At 63.5% G+C, this 15,961-nt stretch carries 15 protein-coding genes and 1 tRNA gene; 5 read left to right on the forward strand and 11 right to left on the reverse strand.

Annotated features, from left to right (window positions below; all coding sequences use genetic code 11):
- Positions 1–53: 53 nt before the first annotated feature.
- Positions 54–665: a LysE family translocator gene (locus tag ACYX4S_RS03500; protein WP_476361903.1), complete on the forward strand. Its 612-nt coding sequence runs from the start codon at positions 54–56 to the stop codon at positions 663–665.
- 93 nt (positions 666–758) lie between these two features.
- Here the strand turns inward: ACYX4S_RS03500 and ACYX4S_RS03505 are convergent.
- Positions 759–834: transfer RNA gene (locus tag ACYX4S_RS03505), tRNA-Lys, on the reverse strand.
- A 626-nt stretch (positions 835–1,460) separates the two neighbouring features.
- On the opposite strand from ACYX4S_RS03505, the gene ACYX4S_RS03510 reads away from it, so the two are divergent.
- The 3 genes from ACYX4S_RS03510 (at position 1,461) to ACYX4S_RS03520 (ending at position 5,797) form a co-directional block, all read left to right on the forward strand.
- Entirely contained in the window at positions 1,461–3,227 is a 1,767-nt protein-coding gene (locus ACYX4S_RS03510; RefSeq protein WP_476361904.1) for an acetolactate synthase 3 large subunit, read from the forward strand.
- 19 nt (positions 3,228–3,246) lie between these two features.
- Positions 3,247–3,819: an acetolactate synthase small subunit gene (gene ilvN / locus ACYX4S_RS03515; protein WP_293723666.1), complete on the forward strand. Its 573-nt coding sequence runs from the start codon at positions 3,247–3,249 to the stop codon at positions 3,817–3,819.
- A 430-nt stretch (positions 3,820–4,249) separates the two neighbouring features.
- Positions 4,250–5,797 (forward strand): 2-isopropylmalate synthase, encoded by a 1,548-nt coding sequence (locus tag ACYX4S_RS03520; protein ID WP_422069469.1) that lies wholly within the window; start codon positions 4,250–4,252, stop codon positions 5,795–5,797.
- A 90-nt stretch (positions 5,798–5,887) separates the two neighbouring features.
- Here ACYX4S_RS03520 and ACYX4S_RS03525 read toward each other — a convergent pair whose 3' ends face one another.
- Both ACYX4S_RS03525 and miaA read right to left on the reverse strand, forming a co-directional pair.
- Positions 5,888–6,430 carry a GNAT family N-acetyltransferase gene (locus tag ACYX4S_RS03525; RefSeq protein ID WP_293723672.1) on the reverse strand — a complete coding sequence of 181 codons (543 nt, stop codon included), beginning with the start codon at positions 6,428–6,430 and terminating at the stop codon, positions 5,888–5,890.
- A 293-nt stretch (positions 6,431–6,723) separates the two neighbouring features.
- Entirely contained in the window at positions 6,724–7,632 is a 909-nt protein-coding gene (miaA, locus tag ACYX4S_RS03530; RefSeq protein WP_476361905.1) for a tRNA (adenosine(37)-N6)-dimethylallyltransferase MiaA, read from the reverse strand.
- Between the two features lie 33 nt (positions 7,633–7,665).
- Between miaA and serB the strand changes: the two genes are divergently transcribed.
- Entirely contained in the window at positions 7,666–8,577 is a 912-nt protein-coding gene (gene serB / locus ACYX4S_RS03535) for a phosphoserine phosphatase SerB (protein WP_476361906.1), read from the forward strand.
- Positions 8,578–8,673: 96 nt separating this feature from the next.
- Here serB and ACYX4S_RS03540 read toward each other — a convergent pair whose 3' ends face one another.
- The 8 genes from ACYX4S_RS03540 to ACYX4S_RS03575 all read right to left on the reverse strand — a co-directional run bounded on the left by ACYX4S_RS03540 (position 8,674) and on the right by ACYX4S_RS03575 (position 15,793).
- The gene (locus tag ACYX4S_RS03540) at positions 8,674–10,179 is read right to left on the reverse strand and encodes a DegQ family serine endoprotease (protein ID WP_293723676.1); all 1,506 of its coding nucleotides are present in this window, start codon (positions 10,177–10,179) and stop codon (positions 8,674–8,676) included.
- 124 nt (positions 10,180–10,303) lie between these two features.
- Positions 10,304–10,489, reverse strand: coding sequence for a DUF2065 domain-containing protein (locus tag ACYX4S_RS03545; protein ID WP_476361907.1), 186 nt, complete (start codon positions 10,487–10,489; stop codon positions 10,304–10,306).
- Positions 10,486–11,427: a protease modulator HflC gene (gene hflC / locus ACYX4S_RS03550; protein WP_476361908.1), complete on the reverse strand. Its 942-nt coding sequence runs from the start codon at positions 11,425–11,427 to the stop codon at positions 10,486–10,488. The genes ACYX4S_RS03545 and hflC overlap by 4 nt, the downstream gene beginning before the upstream one ends.
- Complete coding sequence (gene hflK, locus ACYX4S_RS03555; protein WP_476361909.1) at positions 11,427–12,605, reverse strand: FtsH protease activity modulator HflK; 1,179 nt, start codon at positions 12,603–12,605, stop codon at positions 11,427–11,429. The genes hflC and hflK overlap by 1 nt, the downstream gene beginning before the upstream one ends.
- 203 nt (positions 12,606–12,808) lie before the next feature.
- A complete protein-coding gene (fghA, locus tag ACYX4S_RS03560; protein ID WP_422069464.1) occupies positions 12,809–13,651 on the reverse strand; it encodes an S-formylglutathione hydrolase in 843 nt (280 codons plus the stop codon).
- Positions 13,648–14,196 carry a GNAT family N-acetyltransferase gene (locus ACYX4S_RS03565; RefSeq protein ID WP_476361910.1) on the reverse strand — a complete coding sequence of 183 codons (549 nt, stop codon included), beginning with the start codon at positions 14,194–14,196 and terminating at the stop codon, positions 13,648–13,650. Before ACYX4S_RS03565 ends, fghA begins: the two co-directional genes overlap by 4 nt.
- The gene (locus ACYX4S_RS03570) at positions 14,196–14,597 is read right to left on the reverse strand and encodes a helix-turn-helix domain-containing protein (protein ID WP_293723682.1); all 402 of its coding nucleotides are present in this window, start codon (positions 14,595–14,597) and stop codon (positions 14,196–14,198) included. Before ACYX4S_RS03570 ends, ACYX4S_RS03565 begins: the two co-directional genes overlap by 1 nt.
- 86 nt (positions 14,598–14,683) lie before the next feature.
- A complete protein-coding gene (locus tag ACYX4S_RS03575) occupies positions 14,684–15,793 on the reverse strand; it encodes an S-(hydroxymethyl)glutathione dehydrogenase/class III alcohol dehydrogenase (protein ID WP_422069462.1) in 1,110 nt (369 codons plus the stop codon).
- Between the last annotated feature and the right edge of the window lie 168 nt (positions 15,794–15,961).

Here is a 15,961-nt window from a genome sequence, read left to right on the forward strand (position 1 = left end):
CCGTCCAGATGCTTGGCGTTAGCGTCGCTGCATGTCCTCAAAGGGAGTCGATCATGTCGCTTGAAACCGCTGTTGCCCTTGTCGCTTTCGCGTTTGCCATGTCCGTTTCGCCGGGGCCGGGCAATTTTCTTCTCCTGGCATCGGGGGGCAACTTCGGGCTGAGGCGCACCCTGCCGCTGCTTTTCGGAATCAGCTTCGGGTTCCTGGCGATGGTTTTCGGCGTTGGAATGGGGCTCGGTCAGATTCTGAAGGCGAACCCCGGTATCGGGCTGGTGCTGCGCCTCGCTTGCACGGCTTTCATTGTCTGGATGGCATGGAAGGTCGCCGGCAGCCGAAATCTCGGTATCGGAAGCGGCAGTTCGATGGAGCGCCCCTTCTCGTTTCTTCAGGCGGCTTTCCTGCAATTGCTCAATCCGAAGGCGTGGGGAGTCGCGTTGACCGTGACGGTCACCTTTCTGGCGCCGGATGCATCAAGGTCGGAACTTCTGCTTCTGATCGGGATCTTCGCGCTGGTGAACCTTCCCGCCATCGGCCTCTGGGCCGTGTCCGGCCATTGGCTTCGCAGGAGCCTTTCCCAGGGAAACCGCCTGGCGGTCTTCAACATGGCAATGGCCTGCCTGCTGCTGCTCTCGACGCTGCCAATGTTCCTGATGGTGGCGGAGTGAAGGGCAGGCGCGCAAAACAGGTGTGAGCAATGACCCGCTTGGAAAGCTATCTGGCCGCGCTCAGACGTTTGGATTTTGAAGAAGAGAGAAAAGTGGTGGGTGCACGGGGATTCGAACCCAGGACCGGCTGATTAAGAGTCAGCTGCTCTACCAACTGAGCTATACACCCACAGACCTTTTCGGTCTCGGCGAAGCCCCTGATCAGGGACAGAACCGCCGCCGGTTGACGCTGAGCGCCAGCCGTTGTGAGGCGTATATACAAAGGCCCGACGGTCCATGCAAGAGGGTTTGTCGTCGAAGTTTTCCTGTTGGGGTATTCTTCGTCCGGTCTGGGGATAAGTCGGTCCGCATGCGTTGGTGCCTGAAAGGGAGAAGGGGGAGGTTTCCCGAGGTCCGTCGAGACGGTGACCGCTTGTCGAAACATTCGGTAAGCGTGGGGCGTTTGACGCGTAATTTCCTGACTTTGCGCTTGACCGGTCCGGTGGTGACGTCTACGTTTCGCCGCGTCGGCGGATCCATCGAGATACGGTGGATACGAGTCTGATCCCTCAAATCAGTGTGGTCAGGCGCGAATTCTGGAAAACGGAGACGGGACGGATCATGGGCATGGGGCTCATTATCGTAAGCGGGACGCGCGCGACTCGGGCGGGATAAGATCCGCATCCGAAAACAGTCACGCGCGTGTTAAGGCCTCCCCGGGGGCCTTTTTTATTGCCTGATCGCCAGTCCCGGGATGCGATCATCAAAGGATGACACGGCCTGAAGAGGTCGACTGTGACAATCGAGGACAGGACAATGAAGCGTGAGATGACCGGCGCCGAAATGGTGCTCCAGGCACTCAAGGACCAGGGGGTCAAACACCTGTTTGGCTATCCCGGTGGCGCCGTGCTTCCCATTTACGACGAGATCATCCAGCAGGACGACGTAGAGCACATCCTTGTTCGCCATGAGCAGGGGGCGGGCCATGCCGCGGAAGGCTACGCGCGTTCCACGGGGAAGCCGGGCGTGGTTCTCGTTACCTCCGGGCCGGGCGCGACCAACATGGTCACCGCTTTGACCGATGCGATGCTCGATTCCATCCCGCTTGTCTGCATCTCGGGTCAGGTGCCGACCCATCTTATCGGCAACGACGCATTCCAGGAGTGCGATACCGTCGGCATCACCCGACCCTGCACCAAGCACAACTGGCTGGTGAAGCGGATCGAGGACCTGCCCCGGATTCTCCATGAGGCATTCTACGTCGCGACCTCGGGGCGCCCGGGGCCGGTCGTGGTCGATATTCCGAAGGATATCCAGTTCGCGACCGGCGTCTACGATCCGCCCACGCAGATCGCGCACAAGAGCTACCGCCCGCAGGTGAAGGGCGACATGGAGGCGATCCGCCGGGCGGTCGAACTCATCGCACGCGCGAAAAAGCCGGTCCTCTATACCGGTGGTGGTGTCATCAACTCGGGCCCGGCCGCGGTTCAGCTCTTGCGTGAGTTCGCCGGGATGACGGGCATTCCCGTCACGTCCACGCTGATGGGCCTCGGAGCGTTTCCCGCCTCCGATGGCCAGTGGCTCGGCATGCTCGGCATGCACGGCACGTATGAAGCCAACCTGGCGATGCACGACTGCGACGTGATGGTGAACATCGGTGCGCGTTTCGACGACCGGATCACCGGCCGCATCGATGCCTTCTCGCCGAACTCGCTCAAGATCCATATCGACATCGATCCGTCCTCGATCAACAAGACGGTCAAGGTCGACATCCCGATCGTGGGCGACGTCGCGCATGTGCTGGAGGACATGGTGCGGCTGTGGCGGAACGGCTCGCACCGGATGGACAAGGCGGCACTCGGCGAATGGTGGGAGCAGATCAAAGTCTGGCGTGCCCGCCAGTCGCTTGCCTACCGCGCCTCCGACGACATCATCATGCCGCAGTACGCGATCCAGCGCCTGTACGAGCACACCAAGGGGCGCGAGACCTATGTCTCGACCGAGGTGGGGCAGCATCAGATGTGGGCCGCCCAGTTCTATGGTTTCGAGGCCCCGAACCGCTGGCTTACCTCGGGCGGGCTGGGCACCATGGGTTACGGCCTTCCGGCGGCCATCGGCGCGCAGGTCGCTCACCGCGATGCGCTGTGCATCGACATTGCCGGCGATGCGTCGATCATGATGAACATCCAGGAGATGGCCACGGCCGTGCAGTTCGGTCTGCCGGTCAAGGTTTTCATCCTGAACAACCAGTACATGGGCATGGTGCGCCAGTGGCAGCAGCTCCTGCACGGCAACCGGCTGTCGCACTCCTATCACGACAGTCTGCCCGACTTCGTGAAGCTTGCCGATGCGTTCGGCGGTCACGGAATCGTCTGCGACAAGCCCGCCGACCTCGATGCCGCCATCGAGGAAATGATCGAGACCCCCAAGCCGGTGCTCTTTGACTGCCGGGTGGCCAATCTCGCCAATTGCTTCCCGATGATTCCCTCGGGCAAGGCGCACAATGAAATGCTGCTGCCCGACGAGGCGAACGACGAGGCGGTGGCCAATGCCATCGGCGCGTCCGGCAAGGCTTTGGTGTGAGCGGGGAAGGACCGGAACAATGAACGCACAGAACCTGAATGCGCCCTCCGCTTATTTCATGGCGGACGTTCCCGAGCAGATCGAAAGCCACACGCTGTCCGTCGTGGTCGACAACGAGCCGGGCGTGCTGGCTCGCGTGATCGGTCTCTTTTCAGGGCGCGGTTACAATATCGACAGCCTCACCGTGTCGGAAACGGAGCATGAGAAGCACCTCTCGCGGATCACCATCGTGACGACCGGAACACCCATGGTGATCGAGCAGATCCGCCACCAGCTCGACCGGCTCGTTCCGGTGCACCGCGTAACCGACCTCACCGTCGAGGCACGGATGCGCAGCCTGGAAAAGCCGTTGGAGCGCGAGCTCGCGCTCGTGAAGGTTTCAGGTGTTGGCGAGAAGCGCCTGGAGGCGTTGCGCCTTGCGGATGCCTTCCGCGCGACGGTCATCGACGCGACGACGGAGCATTTCGTCTTCGAGATCACGGGGCGGACCAACAAGGTCGAGCAGTTCATCTCGATCCTGAAGCCTCTCGGGCTCGTCGAGGTGTCCCGCTCGGGAGTGGCAGCACTTCAACGGGGATCCGACGGGCTGTAAACCGGGCGGTCCCGCCTGCGGTTCAAGAAAGCGGATCTGACGGGCCTGCGAAGGCTTGTCAGATTCATTTCGATCGGCTAGGAACGAGCCGGTAACGATTTGCTTGCGTTTCGCGGGCCATGATCGACATAAAGTTTCAATTCGGAGGCGCCAGCCTCCCAAATGGGGACAGGATCGACAAGATGATCGCCGCGGGCACCACTGCCGCCATTGCGATCGACGCGCAGGACCTGCGCGGCCGTCTCCTTCTTGCGTCCTCTCTCCTCCTCGGCGGCCTCCTTCTCCTTATCTGCCCCTGAGCGCTGACTGGCCTCCGGAACGGTGGCGGGCACTCAGGGGATGGAACTTCCAGCCAGACAGAGAATGACCGGCATCGGCGCATGCGATCAGACCGCGCCCGAAAATGCCGGATTAGAAGGACCGAGACGACATGGCCGACAACGACAAGATCTTCATTTTCGACACCACCTTGCGCGACGGCGAGCAGTCGCCCGGCGCCTCGATGACGCTTGAGGAGAAGCTGCAGGTCGCCGAGTTGCTCGACGATATGGGCGTCGACATCATTGAGGCGGGCTTCCCTATTGCGTCCAATGGTGACTTCGAAGCGGTTTCCGAGATCGCGAAGCGCTCGAAGCGTTCGGTGATCGCGGGCCTGGCGCGCGCCATCCACGCCGATATCGACCGGGCGGGCGAGGCGGTACGCCACGCCGAGCGCGGCCGGATCCATACCTTCGTGTCGACTTCACCGATCCATCTGGAGCACCAGATGAAGAAGTCCGAGGGTGAGGTGCTCGACATCATCACCGATACGGTGGCCCGGGCACGCAATCTGGTCGAGGACGTCGAGTGGTCGGGCATGGATGCGACCCGCACGCCCATCGACTACCTCTGCCGTTGTGTCGAGGCGGCGATCCGGGCCGGCGCGACCACGATCAATCTCCCCGATACGGTCGGCTATGCGACGCCGGACGAGTACAAGGCGATGTTCGAGGCGATCCGCAACCGGGTGCCGGACGCGGACAAGGCAATCTTCTCCGTGCATTGCCATGACGACCTCGGTCTGGCCGTTGCCAACTCGCTCGCCGGTGTTGCCGGTGGTGCCCGGCAGATCGAGTGCACGATCAACGGTCTGGGCGAGCGAGCGGGCAATGCTGCCCTGGAAGAGATCGTCATGGCGATCCGTACCCGCTCCGACGTCTTGCCCTACGCATGCGGCGTGGACCCGGTCTTCCTGACCCGCGCCTCCAAGCTCGTTTCTGCGGTTTCCGGTTTCCCGGTCCAGTTCAACAAGGCCATCGTCGGCAAGAATGCCTTTGCGCACGAGAGCGGTATCCATCAGGACGGCATGCTCAAGAACGCCGAGACCTACGAGATCATGCGCCCCGAGGATGTGGGGGTGAAGGCGACCTCGCTGGTGATGGGCAAGCATTCGGGCCGTCATGCCTTCCGTCAGAAGCTCGAGGAACTGGGCTACGAGATCGGCGGCAATGCGTTCGAGGATGCCTTCCGTCGCTTCAAGGAACTGGCCGACCGCAAGAAGCATGTCTACGACGAGGACATCGATACGCTGGTCGAGAACGAGATCGCGACCCAGGGCGAGCACATCCGCGTGATCGCGCTCACGGTGATTGCCGGAACCGGCGGTCCGCAGAAGGCGATCCTGACCATGGACGTGGATGGCCGCCACGAAACCCGCGAGTGCTCGGGCGACGGTCCCGTGGACGCAACGTTCAATGCCATCAAGGCCATCGTGCCGCATGAGGCGAACCTGTCGCTCTATCAGGTTCATGCGGTGACCGAGGGAACCGATGCGCAGGCCGAGGTTTCCGTGCGACTGGAATGGAATGGGCGCATGGCAACGGGCAAGGGTGCGGACACCGATACGCTGGTCGCGTCCGCGCGGGCCTATGTCTCGGCTCTCAACCGTCTGATCGCGCGTCAGAACCGTCCGGATCACCAGGAACTCAAGGCGGTCTGATCGGACTGGCCTTGTTTGCAAACGAGAAAGGGCCCCGGCGGATATCCGCCGGGGCCCTTTGCTCTTGTTGATATGCCAAGTTCCGCCCGTTCAGCCCTCGGTTCCAAACCGTCGTGCGAGGGCGGGTGACAGGATCTGCAGGCAGTCCACGGCCATGTCGTCCAGCACCATGCGCTGGCGCAGTGTGAAGCCGATGCCCTCCATCATGCGCCGTCCAGGGGTGTTTCCCGCGGCGACGAAGGCGATCAGGTGCGTGTAGTAGGTGTTGCGGAAGTACCAGTCGACGAGGGCGCCCGCGAGCTCGGACGCATAGCCCTTGCCCCAATGTGCGGCGCCGAGGCAGATGCTGAGAGCGACTTCCGAAGTGGTCTCGTAAACGGAAAAGCCGGCCCGACCGATGAAGTCGCCACTCTGGAGCAGCGCCTTCCACTGGCTGAAACCGCGTCGCTCCTGACCGGTTATGTAGTCCGCGAGGTGCCTTTCCGCGTCCGCACGCGTCTGAATGACCTCGTGAGAGGCCAGGAACCTGTTCACGGACGGGTCATTGTGCAACGTAACGAGGTCGGACAGGTCCGACGGCTCGAAGGTCGAAAGGCGCAGCCGCTCGGTCTCCAGGATCGTGCTGCGAGGCATCATGTCCTCCCGTGTCGGCATCTTGATGCGAACCGCCCGATGTGCTGCTGCCTGCCGGGAAACCTTCCCCGGTGGGGCCTTCTGCCCGGTCGCTCGGTGCGTTCTGTTCCCCGCCGGCACTTCCTTCGGGAAGCCCGATCAATTCCAACGTCCGCCGTGCCTCAGGGCATTCTCTGATCGGGCGCCGGATCGAAAGCGCGGCACGATGCCATTGCCGCACGTTATGAACCTATATGATTCGATTATGCTTCAAACGAGGCGTTCCGATCAATGTGGGGCAATGTTCCCAAAACTCAAGGTAGTATTTTTCCTGCGACTGCCACCCGATCACTCGGGTCGATCCGGGGCCAGTCGCCGAGCTGCCCGCGGAAGAACGTTTCCTGCCGCTTCGCATAGCGGCGCGTGGCGACGATCGAGGCTTCTATCGCCTCGTCAAGCGTGCTCGAGCCAGAGGCCACTTCGGCAAGTTCGCGCACACCGATCGCCTTCATCGCAGGCAAGGTCGGGTGGAGCGCCCGGGAAGCGAGAGCTGTCGCTTCCTCGATGCCGCCGGCGGTGACCATCTGGCGAAACCGTTCGGCGATGCGTGCGTGCAACCAGGGGCGCGGCGGCGCCAGAACAACCTTTGGCGTGTCGGCGGGCAAGAGAGCCTGGCCGGGCTCCCGCTGCCAGGAGAGCAGCGACCGTCCCGTCGCGTCGACGACCTCAAGCGCGCGGGTGAGGCGCTGGGTGTCGCCCGGCTCGAGGCGACGCGCCATTTCCGGATCGCGCGACCTAAGGGCTTCATGCAGCTCGCCGGGTTCCGCGTCTCCGGCCATGTCACGCCACCTGTTCCGGATTTCCGCTGGGATCTCCGGCACCGTGGAAAGGCCTCCGAGAAGGGCACGGAAATAGAGGCCCGTTCCGCCGACGATTACCAAGGCGCGATTGTCCTCGTCGGCTTCCTGAAGCACCTGGCGGATGTCGTCGAGCCATGCCGCAACAGAGTAGTTCCGTGCCGCATCGACATGACCGTAGAGACGGTGCGGCGCTCGGACGAGGTCTTCCGCCGGGGGGCGGGCGCTCAGCACGTCGAGGTCCCGATAGACCTGCATGCTGTCCGCGTTCACCACGAGCGCGTCGTGGGCCTCCGCCTGTTTCAGTGCCAGCGCCGACTTGCCGCTTGCCGTGGGCCCGGCTATCAACAGGGCCTGTTTTCTCACCCGAATATCCCCGTTCCTGGAAGGCGGTTCGCCATGTCTCTCGTCGCCACCCTCGTGTCCGCGCCCCAGACCCCGCAACTCGATTCCGACCTTGCCGGGCGCGCGGCCGAAGCACTCGGTGACCTCGCCGTCGGGCCGGTGGAGACGCGCGTGCTCGCCGAAGGCCTGGCTGTCGATCTTTTCTTCGAGGCAAGCGGTGATGGCATGTCGCGCGAGGCGGATACGCGCCTGCGCGAGATCGTCTCTTCCGCGCCCGTCGATGTCCTTGTGCAGAAACACGAGGGGCGACGCAAGCGTCTGCTGATCGCCGACATGGACTCAACCCTGATCGAACAGGAGTGTATCGACGAACTGGCGGCGGCGGTCGGCAAGAAGGATGTGATCGCGGCGATCACCGAACGTGCCATGCGCGGAGAGCTCGAATTCGAGGGAGCCTTGCGAGAGCGGGCCGGAATGCTGGCGGGTCTTCCCGAGACGGTGATTGCCGAGGTTTTGTCGAACCAGATCACACTGACGCCCGGTGCGAAGGCGCTTGTTGCGACCATGAAGGCACATGGCGCCTATTGTGCGCTGGTTTCCGGCGGGTTCACGGCTTTCACAGACGAGATCGCCGCAACGCTCGGCATGGACGAGAACCGGGCGAACACGCTCGAGATCGAAAGCGGTCGTCTTACCGGGCGGGTCGGAGAGCCGATCCTTGGCCGGGCTGCCAAGCGCCAGCGGCTCCAGGAACTGATCGGGGAACTCGGCCTCGATGCGTCCGGCACCATGGCCGTGGGCGATGGCGCGAATGATCTCACCATGATCGAACTGGCGGGCCTGGGGGTTGCCTTTCACGCGAAGCCGGCCGTGGCGGCTGCCGCGGATGCCCGGGTCGACCACGGCAATCTCACGGCGTTGCTTTATTTTCAGGGCTATACGGCGTCGGAAATCCGCAACGCCTGAGATGACGCAAGCCCTCTTTTGGGGAAAAGAAAACGGGCGCGGCGATGGATCGCCGCGCCCGTTTCGTGTTTCGGGCCGATGCTTCAGGTCGGCGGATCAGTCGGTGATCTGCAGTGGAATGAAGCGGACCTCGCCCTGGGCGTTGGAGATCAGGAAGAGGGCCAGGCGACGGTCGCCTTCCTTCAGGTCCTTGACCTTCGCGACGATCTCATCGGGCGTCGCGACGCTCTCCTGCGCGATCTCGACGATCACGTCGCCGGCACTGATGCGCTTTTCGGCGGCCGGGCTGTCGGTGGCGACCTCGGTGACGACGACGCCATTCACGTCCGCACCGATGCTGAACTTCTCGCGAAGTTCGTCCGACATCGGGGCAAGCGTCATGCCGAGAACCTCTGTGGTCGTCTTGGCCGGCGCGGCCTTGTCGTCCGAGCCGTCGGCAGAGGCGATCTTGTCGGCCTCCTCAAGGCGACCAAGGGTGACGTTGAGGTTCACTTCCTCGCCCTTGCGCAGCACGACGACGGAGACTTCCTCACCCACGGGTGTGTCGGCTACCATTCGCGGCAGGTCGTGCATGTCCGGCACCTCGGTGCCGTTGAACTCGATGATGACATCGCCGGCCTCGATCTTGGCGTCCTCGGCCGGGCCGTCCTCGGTGACGCCGGCAACGAGAGCACCGCGCGCGCGGTCCATGCCGAGGCTCTCGGCGATCTCGTCGGTGACTTCCTGGATGCGCACGCCAAGCCAGCCGCGCCGCGTCTCGCCAAACTCGCGCAGCTGCTGAACGACGCGGATCGCCGTGTCCGAGGGGATGGCGAAGCCGATGCCGATGGAGCCGCCGGACGGCGAGATGATCGCGGTGTTGATGCCGATGACCTTGCCTTCACGATTGAAGAGCGGGCCGCCGGAGTTGCCCCGATTGATGGAGGCGTCGGTCTGGATGTAGTTGTCGTAGGGGCCGGAGTTGATGTTCCGGTTCCGCGCGGAGACGATGCCGGTCGTCACCGTTCCGCCGAGGCCGAACGGATTGCCGATGGCCATGACCCACTCACCGACACGCATGGCGTCGGACGAGCCGAACGAGACGGCCGGCAGCGGCGACTCGGGCTCGACCTTGAGCACGGCGATGTCGGTCTTGGGATCGGTTCCCACCACTTCGGCGCTGAGTTTGGACCCGTCCGAGAAATTCACGGTGATCTCGTCGGCACCCTCGATCACGTGATTGTTGGTGACGATGATGCCGTCCGTGCCATCGAGAACGAAACCCGATCCCAGGGACTGGACGCGCCGGGGACGGTCATTGTCACGGTTCTGACGGTTGAAGAACTCGTCGAAGAACTCCTGGAAGGGGGATCCTTCGGGAACCTGCGGGATCGGCACCGAGCGTTGTGCGGTAACGTTCTGGGTGGTGGAGATGTTCACCACCGCATCCAGCAGGGTCTCGGCGAGGTCGGGAATCGATTCCGGTGGCTGCGCGAGTGCGGGGGAGGCGGGAATGGAAATGCTTCCCGCACCCACGAAGCAGGCGAGTGCGCCCGCGAATGCCAGTCGGGACACGCGGCCGAGGCCGCGACGTTTAGGAAGAGCGGTCTGCAACAGGGCCATCGGCCGTTGTCCTCCATCTGATGGGCGGCTTGCCGTCGGCTTCCGTCCGGTGGTTCAGCTTAACGCCGGTGGCCGGGAAGGAGAAACAGCTTCTCCATCCCGGCCACCTGGCTTTCATTCGGTGTCAGCCGCGCACGAACCAGACCAGGCACACGCCGGTCGCAAGAACGGTGAGACCGGCAATTCTCAAGGTCTGGTCGGGAAGATCCTGCATTTGCCGGATCGCCCTCTTCATGGAACCTGGCGCCAGCGCGTAGATCGTTCCCTCGAGCGCCAGCGCCAGGCCAAGAGCGGCCAGCAGGTCCGTCACTGGGCCTGCGACGTCTGTGCCCCGGACTGGGGCAGTGTCGGTTGCCGGGCCGTGTCACCGTCCTGGGCGCCCGGACCAAGCGGGTTGCGGAAGTAACGGAAGAAGTCCGAGTTCGGCGACAGCACCATCGAGGTGCCGCCTTCGTTCAATGCGGAGGAATAGGCCTGCATCGAGCGATAGAAGTCGAAGAACTCCGAGTCCTTTCCGAAGGCTTCCGCGAAGATCCGGTTCCGCTCGGCGTCGCCGTCACCGCGGATCACCTCGGCATCGCGGTTGGCTTCGGCCACGATGACGGTGGCGTCGCGGTCGGCGCGGGAACGGATGCGCTGCGACTGCTCGGCGCCCTGGGCACGGATCTCCGTCGCTTCACGCTGACGCTCGGTCTGCATCCGGCGGAAGATCGCCTCCGAGTTGGTCTGCGGCAGGTCCGCGCGACGGATCTTGACGTCGACGACCTCGATCCCGATTGGAGCCGCCTTCAGTGCGATTTCCTTGCGGATCTCGTCCATGAGCTGTGAGCGGTTGTCACGCACCACCTGGAGGAAGGTTGACCGCCCGAGAACCGAGCGGATGCTGGCGTCCATGAAGGTCGAAAGGCGCTGGTTCGCTTCGGAAACGTTGTTCACCGTCTGGAAGAAGAGAACCGGATTGGTGATCCGGTAACGGGCAAAGGCGTCAACGACCAGCCGCTTCTTGTCCGACAGGATCGGTTCGATGGGCGGCATGTCCAGGTTGAGCACGCGCTTGTCGAAGTAGACGACGTTCTGCACGAACGGGACCTTGAACTTGAGGCCCGGGCCGCGCTCGCTGTCCTTCACCTCGCCAAACTGCAGGACCAGCGCCTGCTGTGTCGGGTTGACGATGTAGAGCGACAGGTAGCCGACGACGGCGACGACCACGAGAAGAATGCCGATAAGGCTGAGGAAACCGTTCTTCATCACTGGTTGCCTCCGGTGCGGGCGTTGCCCTGGTTGCGGTTGAGCTGGTCAAGCGGAAGATAGGGAACCACGCCCGAAGAGCCCGCGGAGTCATCGATGATGATCTTGTTGTTGGCGCCAAGAACCTTTTCGAGGGTCTCAAGATAGAGACGCTGACGGGTCACGTCCGGGGCCTTCTCGTACTCCTCGCGGATCTTCTCGAAACGCTGGGCCTGACCGCTGGCTTCGGCAACCGTCTGCTCACGGTAGGCGTTTGCAGCCTCAAGAATTCGGGCCGCATTGCCTCGTGCTTCCGGCACGATCCGGTTGGCATAGGCCTGCGCCTCGTTCTGGACACGCTCCTGGTCGGCACGGGCAGCCTGAACGTCGCGGAAGGCCTCGATCACCTGCTGCGGCGGATCGACCTTCTGCATCTGCACGTCGGTGACCTCGATGCCGGCGCCATACTGATCAAGTGCCGTCTGCATCAGTTTCATGACGGCGCCCTGGACCTGCTGTTTGTTCTCGGCCAAAACGGAATCGATATTGTTCTCGCCGACAACCTCGCGCATGGCGCTTTCGGCGACGGCCTTCACAGTGCCTTCAGGGTTTTGAATATTGAACAGGAAGTTGGCGACGCCCTCAGGGGTGCTCTGAATGCGCCACTGAACCTTGAAGTCGACGTCGACGATATTCTCGTCGCCGGTCAGCATCAGGCTTTCTTCTGCAACGTCCTGCTTGCCCACCTGGCTGCCGCGCACGGTCTCGCGCATTCCGATGGCAACTTCACGGATACGCTGGACTTGCGGGGTGTATACCGAGCCGATCGGGTATGGCCAGTTGTAGTTCAGGCCCGGGGCTGTCTGGCTCTCGACCTGGCCGAAGACGAGTTCGACGCCGACCTGCCCCTGTTCCACGCGGTAGAAGCCGGTGGCAAGCCAGATCACGCCTGCAACGAGGATTGCCAGTACGACGCCCTTGAAGCCCATGTTTCCGCCGCTGGGCAGAACGGTCTTCAGCTTGTCCTGGCTGCGCTTGAGGAGCTCTTCCAGATCGGGCGGGTTACCGCCACCGCCGCCACCGCCACCGCCGCGTTGCGGGCCGCTGCCCCAGGGACCACCACCGCCGGAACCACCGCCCCATGGGCCGCCGTTTCCGCCGCCTTTCCAGCCACCGCCGTTCTGGTTGCTCCAAGGCATCAACACATCCTTCGTCTGGCCCCGGCCGGCCGGGCCGGGGTCGTTGTCCTGATCGCGCCACTTGGCCTGGCGCGGTTATAGGAAGATTGGCGGGGGGTTTCAATGAAACCCGTTGACGCGCCTCCCGAAGTGGAATTGGCGATTGAGGCCGCGCTTTTCAATGGATCCGGCGGCAAAACACCGCCGGATCCTTTGCGTTTTGGTTACCCGGCGAGCCGTTCGGCGTGCCAGGCGAAGTGTTCCTCGAGAAATGTCGAGATGAAATTGTAGGAATGGTCGTATCCGCCCTGAAGACGAAGCGTCAGGTCGACACCGGCCTCGCGGCAGGCGGCCTCGAGCGCCCAGGGCTTGAGCTGTTCGCTCAGGAAGCCGTCGGAGGTGCCCTGGTCGACAAGGATGTCCGATGACCAGCCGCGCGCCTTCACCAGCGCACAGGCGTCGTGCTCCGCCCATTTTTCGCGGTCCGAGCCGAGATAGGCGCCAAGCGCCTTTTCGCCCCAGGGGCAATCCAGCGGGTTCGTGATCGGAGCGAATGCCGACACCGAGCGGAACAGGTCGGGATGACGCAGGGCCAGCGTCAGCGCGCCATGGCCACCCATGGAATGGCCGGTGATGCCCACCGCGCCTTCCCAGACCGGAAGTTCGCCCGCCACGAGCCGGTAGAGCTCGTCGGTGACATAGGTTTCCATGTTGAAATGCGGTGCCCAGGGCGTCTCGGTCGCATCGACGTAAAAGCCCGCGCCCTGACCCAGGTCATAGGCCTCGTCATTGGCCACATCGTCACCGCGCGGACTGGTGTCGGGGGCAATGACGATCAGTCCGTACATGGAGGCAAGCCGCTGATAGCCGGCCTTGTCGGTTGCGTTCTGCCAGGTGCACGTCAGGCCCGACAGGTAGAAGAGTGTCGGGCAGGCTTCTCCGCGAAGCGCTTCCCGCGGAAGATAGGCGGCGAATTCCATGTCGGTGCCGGTCGCCGTGGAGGCGTGACGATAGACACGCTGCTCGCCACCGAAGGAGCGGGACGTGGAAACAAGGGTAAGGGTCATGGAGAGGCTGGCTCCTTGGCCATGGAAAGGGACGCGGCGCATTGCCGCCGCATGTCGATATGGGGAATGCCGTCCTCGTCATAGACGTCGCTGACGGTCATGAAGCCGAAACGGGCGTAGAATTCGCGCAGATGTGCCTGGGCGGCAAGATGAATGTCCGCTTGAGGAAACGCGCGCGAACATTCCGCGATGCCAAGCTCCAGAAGCGTCGCGCCGAGGCCGGTCCCGCGCCAGGCCGGTGCGGTGACGATACGGCCGAGATGACAGTGGCCGTCGCCCTCAGGTGGCGGCAGCGGCGCGAACAGGCGCAGGCAGGCGGCAAGGTTCCCGCTTTCCTCCTCCTCGACGAGAAGGTGAAGGGCGTCCGGATCCCGGCCGTCGATTTCGGGGTAGGCGCATTCCTGCTCGACCACGAAGACGTCGACCCTCAGCCGCAAAAGGGCGTGAAGGCGATAGACGTCGACGTCGGCGAAATCGCACCAGAGCGTGCGCAAGGCGGGCCGTCCGGCCCGTGTCGCCGGCGGCGGATCAATCCGGCGAAGCATTACTCGCCCGCCGATCCTGCGCCGGCTCCCGACTGAAGGGCCGCGACCTGCGCCTCCAGCCGTTCGATCATCTCGCCGGTGCGGTCGTGGTTGTCTTTCAGCGCCTTGAGGGAAGAGGCAATGAGCGTGAGCTCGCTCGACAGGTCTCCGTCGGTCGGGCTTTCACCGACACCATGGAGCAGCCAGGTCGGGCTCACGGCCAGGAAGCCGGCCAGCATGGTCAGCCGGTTGGCCCGCGGCTCGGTGCGTCCGGTTTCCCAGCCGGTGACCGTTTCCGTCTTCACGCCGAGACGGCGGGCAAGCTGCGCGCCGCTCAGTCCGACCGCCTCGCGGGCCCGCCGGATGCGGCCTCCCAGCGTGTCGCGATCACGTGCTTCCGACCACAGTGTCTGTTCCGTCATGGCAACGACCTCCCTTGCCGGCATTCGGCGTGTGGCTGACGCGCCGGCGGTGGGGCCGGCGCGTCCTTCATGATTGCATCCGTGCGTCAGAAGGTGACGACGGAGCGGATCGACTTGCCCTCGTGCATCAGGTCGAAGGCGGTGTTGATCTCGTCGAGCGGCATGGTGTGGGTGATCATGCTGTCGATATCGATCTTGCCGTCCATGTACCAGTCGACGATCTTCGGCACGTCCGTGCGCCCGCGTGCGCCGCCGAAGGCGGACCCGCGCCAGGAGCGGCCGGTGACGAGCTGGAACGGGCGGGTCGAGATCTCCTGACCGGCGCCGGCGACGCCGATGATGATGGATTCACCCCATCCCTTGTGCGCGCACTCGAGGGCCTGACGCATGGTGTCGGTACGGCCGATGCACTCGAAGGAGTAGTCGGCTCCGCCCTTGGTGAGGTCGACCAGATAGGGAACCAGGTCGCCTTCCACCTCGAGCGGATTGACGAAGTGGGTCATGCCGTAGCGCTCACCCAGTTCCTTCTTGGACGGGTTGATGTCGACGCCGATGATCATGTTGGCGCCGACCATGCGCGCGCCCTGGATCACGTTGAGGCCGATGCCGCCGAGACCGAACACGACGACATTCGCGCCCGGTTCCACCTTGGCGGTGTTCACCACCGCGCCGATGCCCGTGGTCACGCCGCAGCCGATGTAGCAGATCTTGTCGAACGGAGCATCCGGGCGGACCTTGGCCAGGGCGATCTCGGGCAGGACCGTGTAGTTCGCGAAAGTCGAGGTGCCCATGTAGTGGAACACCTTCTCGCCGTTGATCGAGAAGCGGGACGTGCCGTCGGGCATCACGCCCGCGCCCTGTGTCGTGCGAATCTTCTGACACAGGTTCGTCTTCGGATTGAGGCAGTATTCGCACTCGCGGCACTCGGGCGTGTAGAGCGGAATGACATGGTCGCCCGGTTTCAGCGAGGTGACACCCTTGCCGACCTCGACGACGACGCCGGCGCCCTCATGGCCCAGAATGGCAGGGAAGATACCTTCCGGATCATCGCCGGAGAGGGTGAAGGCATCGGTGTGGCACACACCGGTTGCCTTGATCTCGACGAGCACCTCGAAAGCCTTGGGGCCCTCGAGCTGCACGGTTTCGATGGTGAGCGGCTGGCCGGCCTTGTGGGCGATTGCGGCACGAACGTCCATGGGAAGAAAACCTCCGGGGGTGGAAATGCGAAAGCGGGCGGAACGCGACGGCAGTGGCCGCGAACCGTTTGGCCGATCCTAGGATAAGGAAGGTGTCCGGCGAAAGTGGGCAGGCGACCTGAGACAGCGATTGTGCGACAGGCTCGACAGGTTTTTTGTCGCAGAGGC

It is taken from the genome of Stappia sp. ABD4_338, from assembly GCF_056312175.1.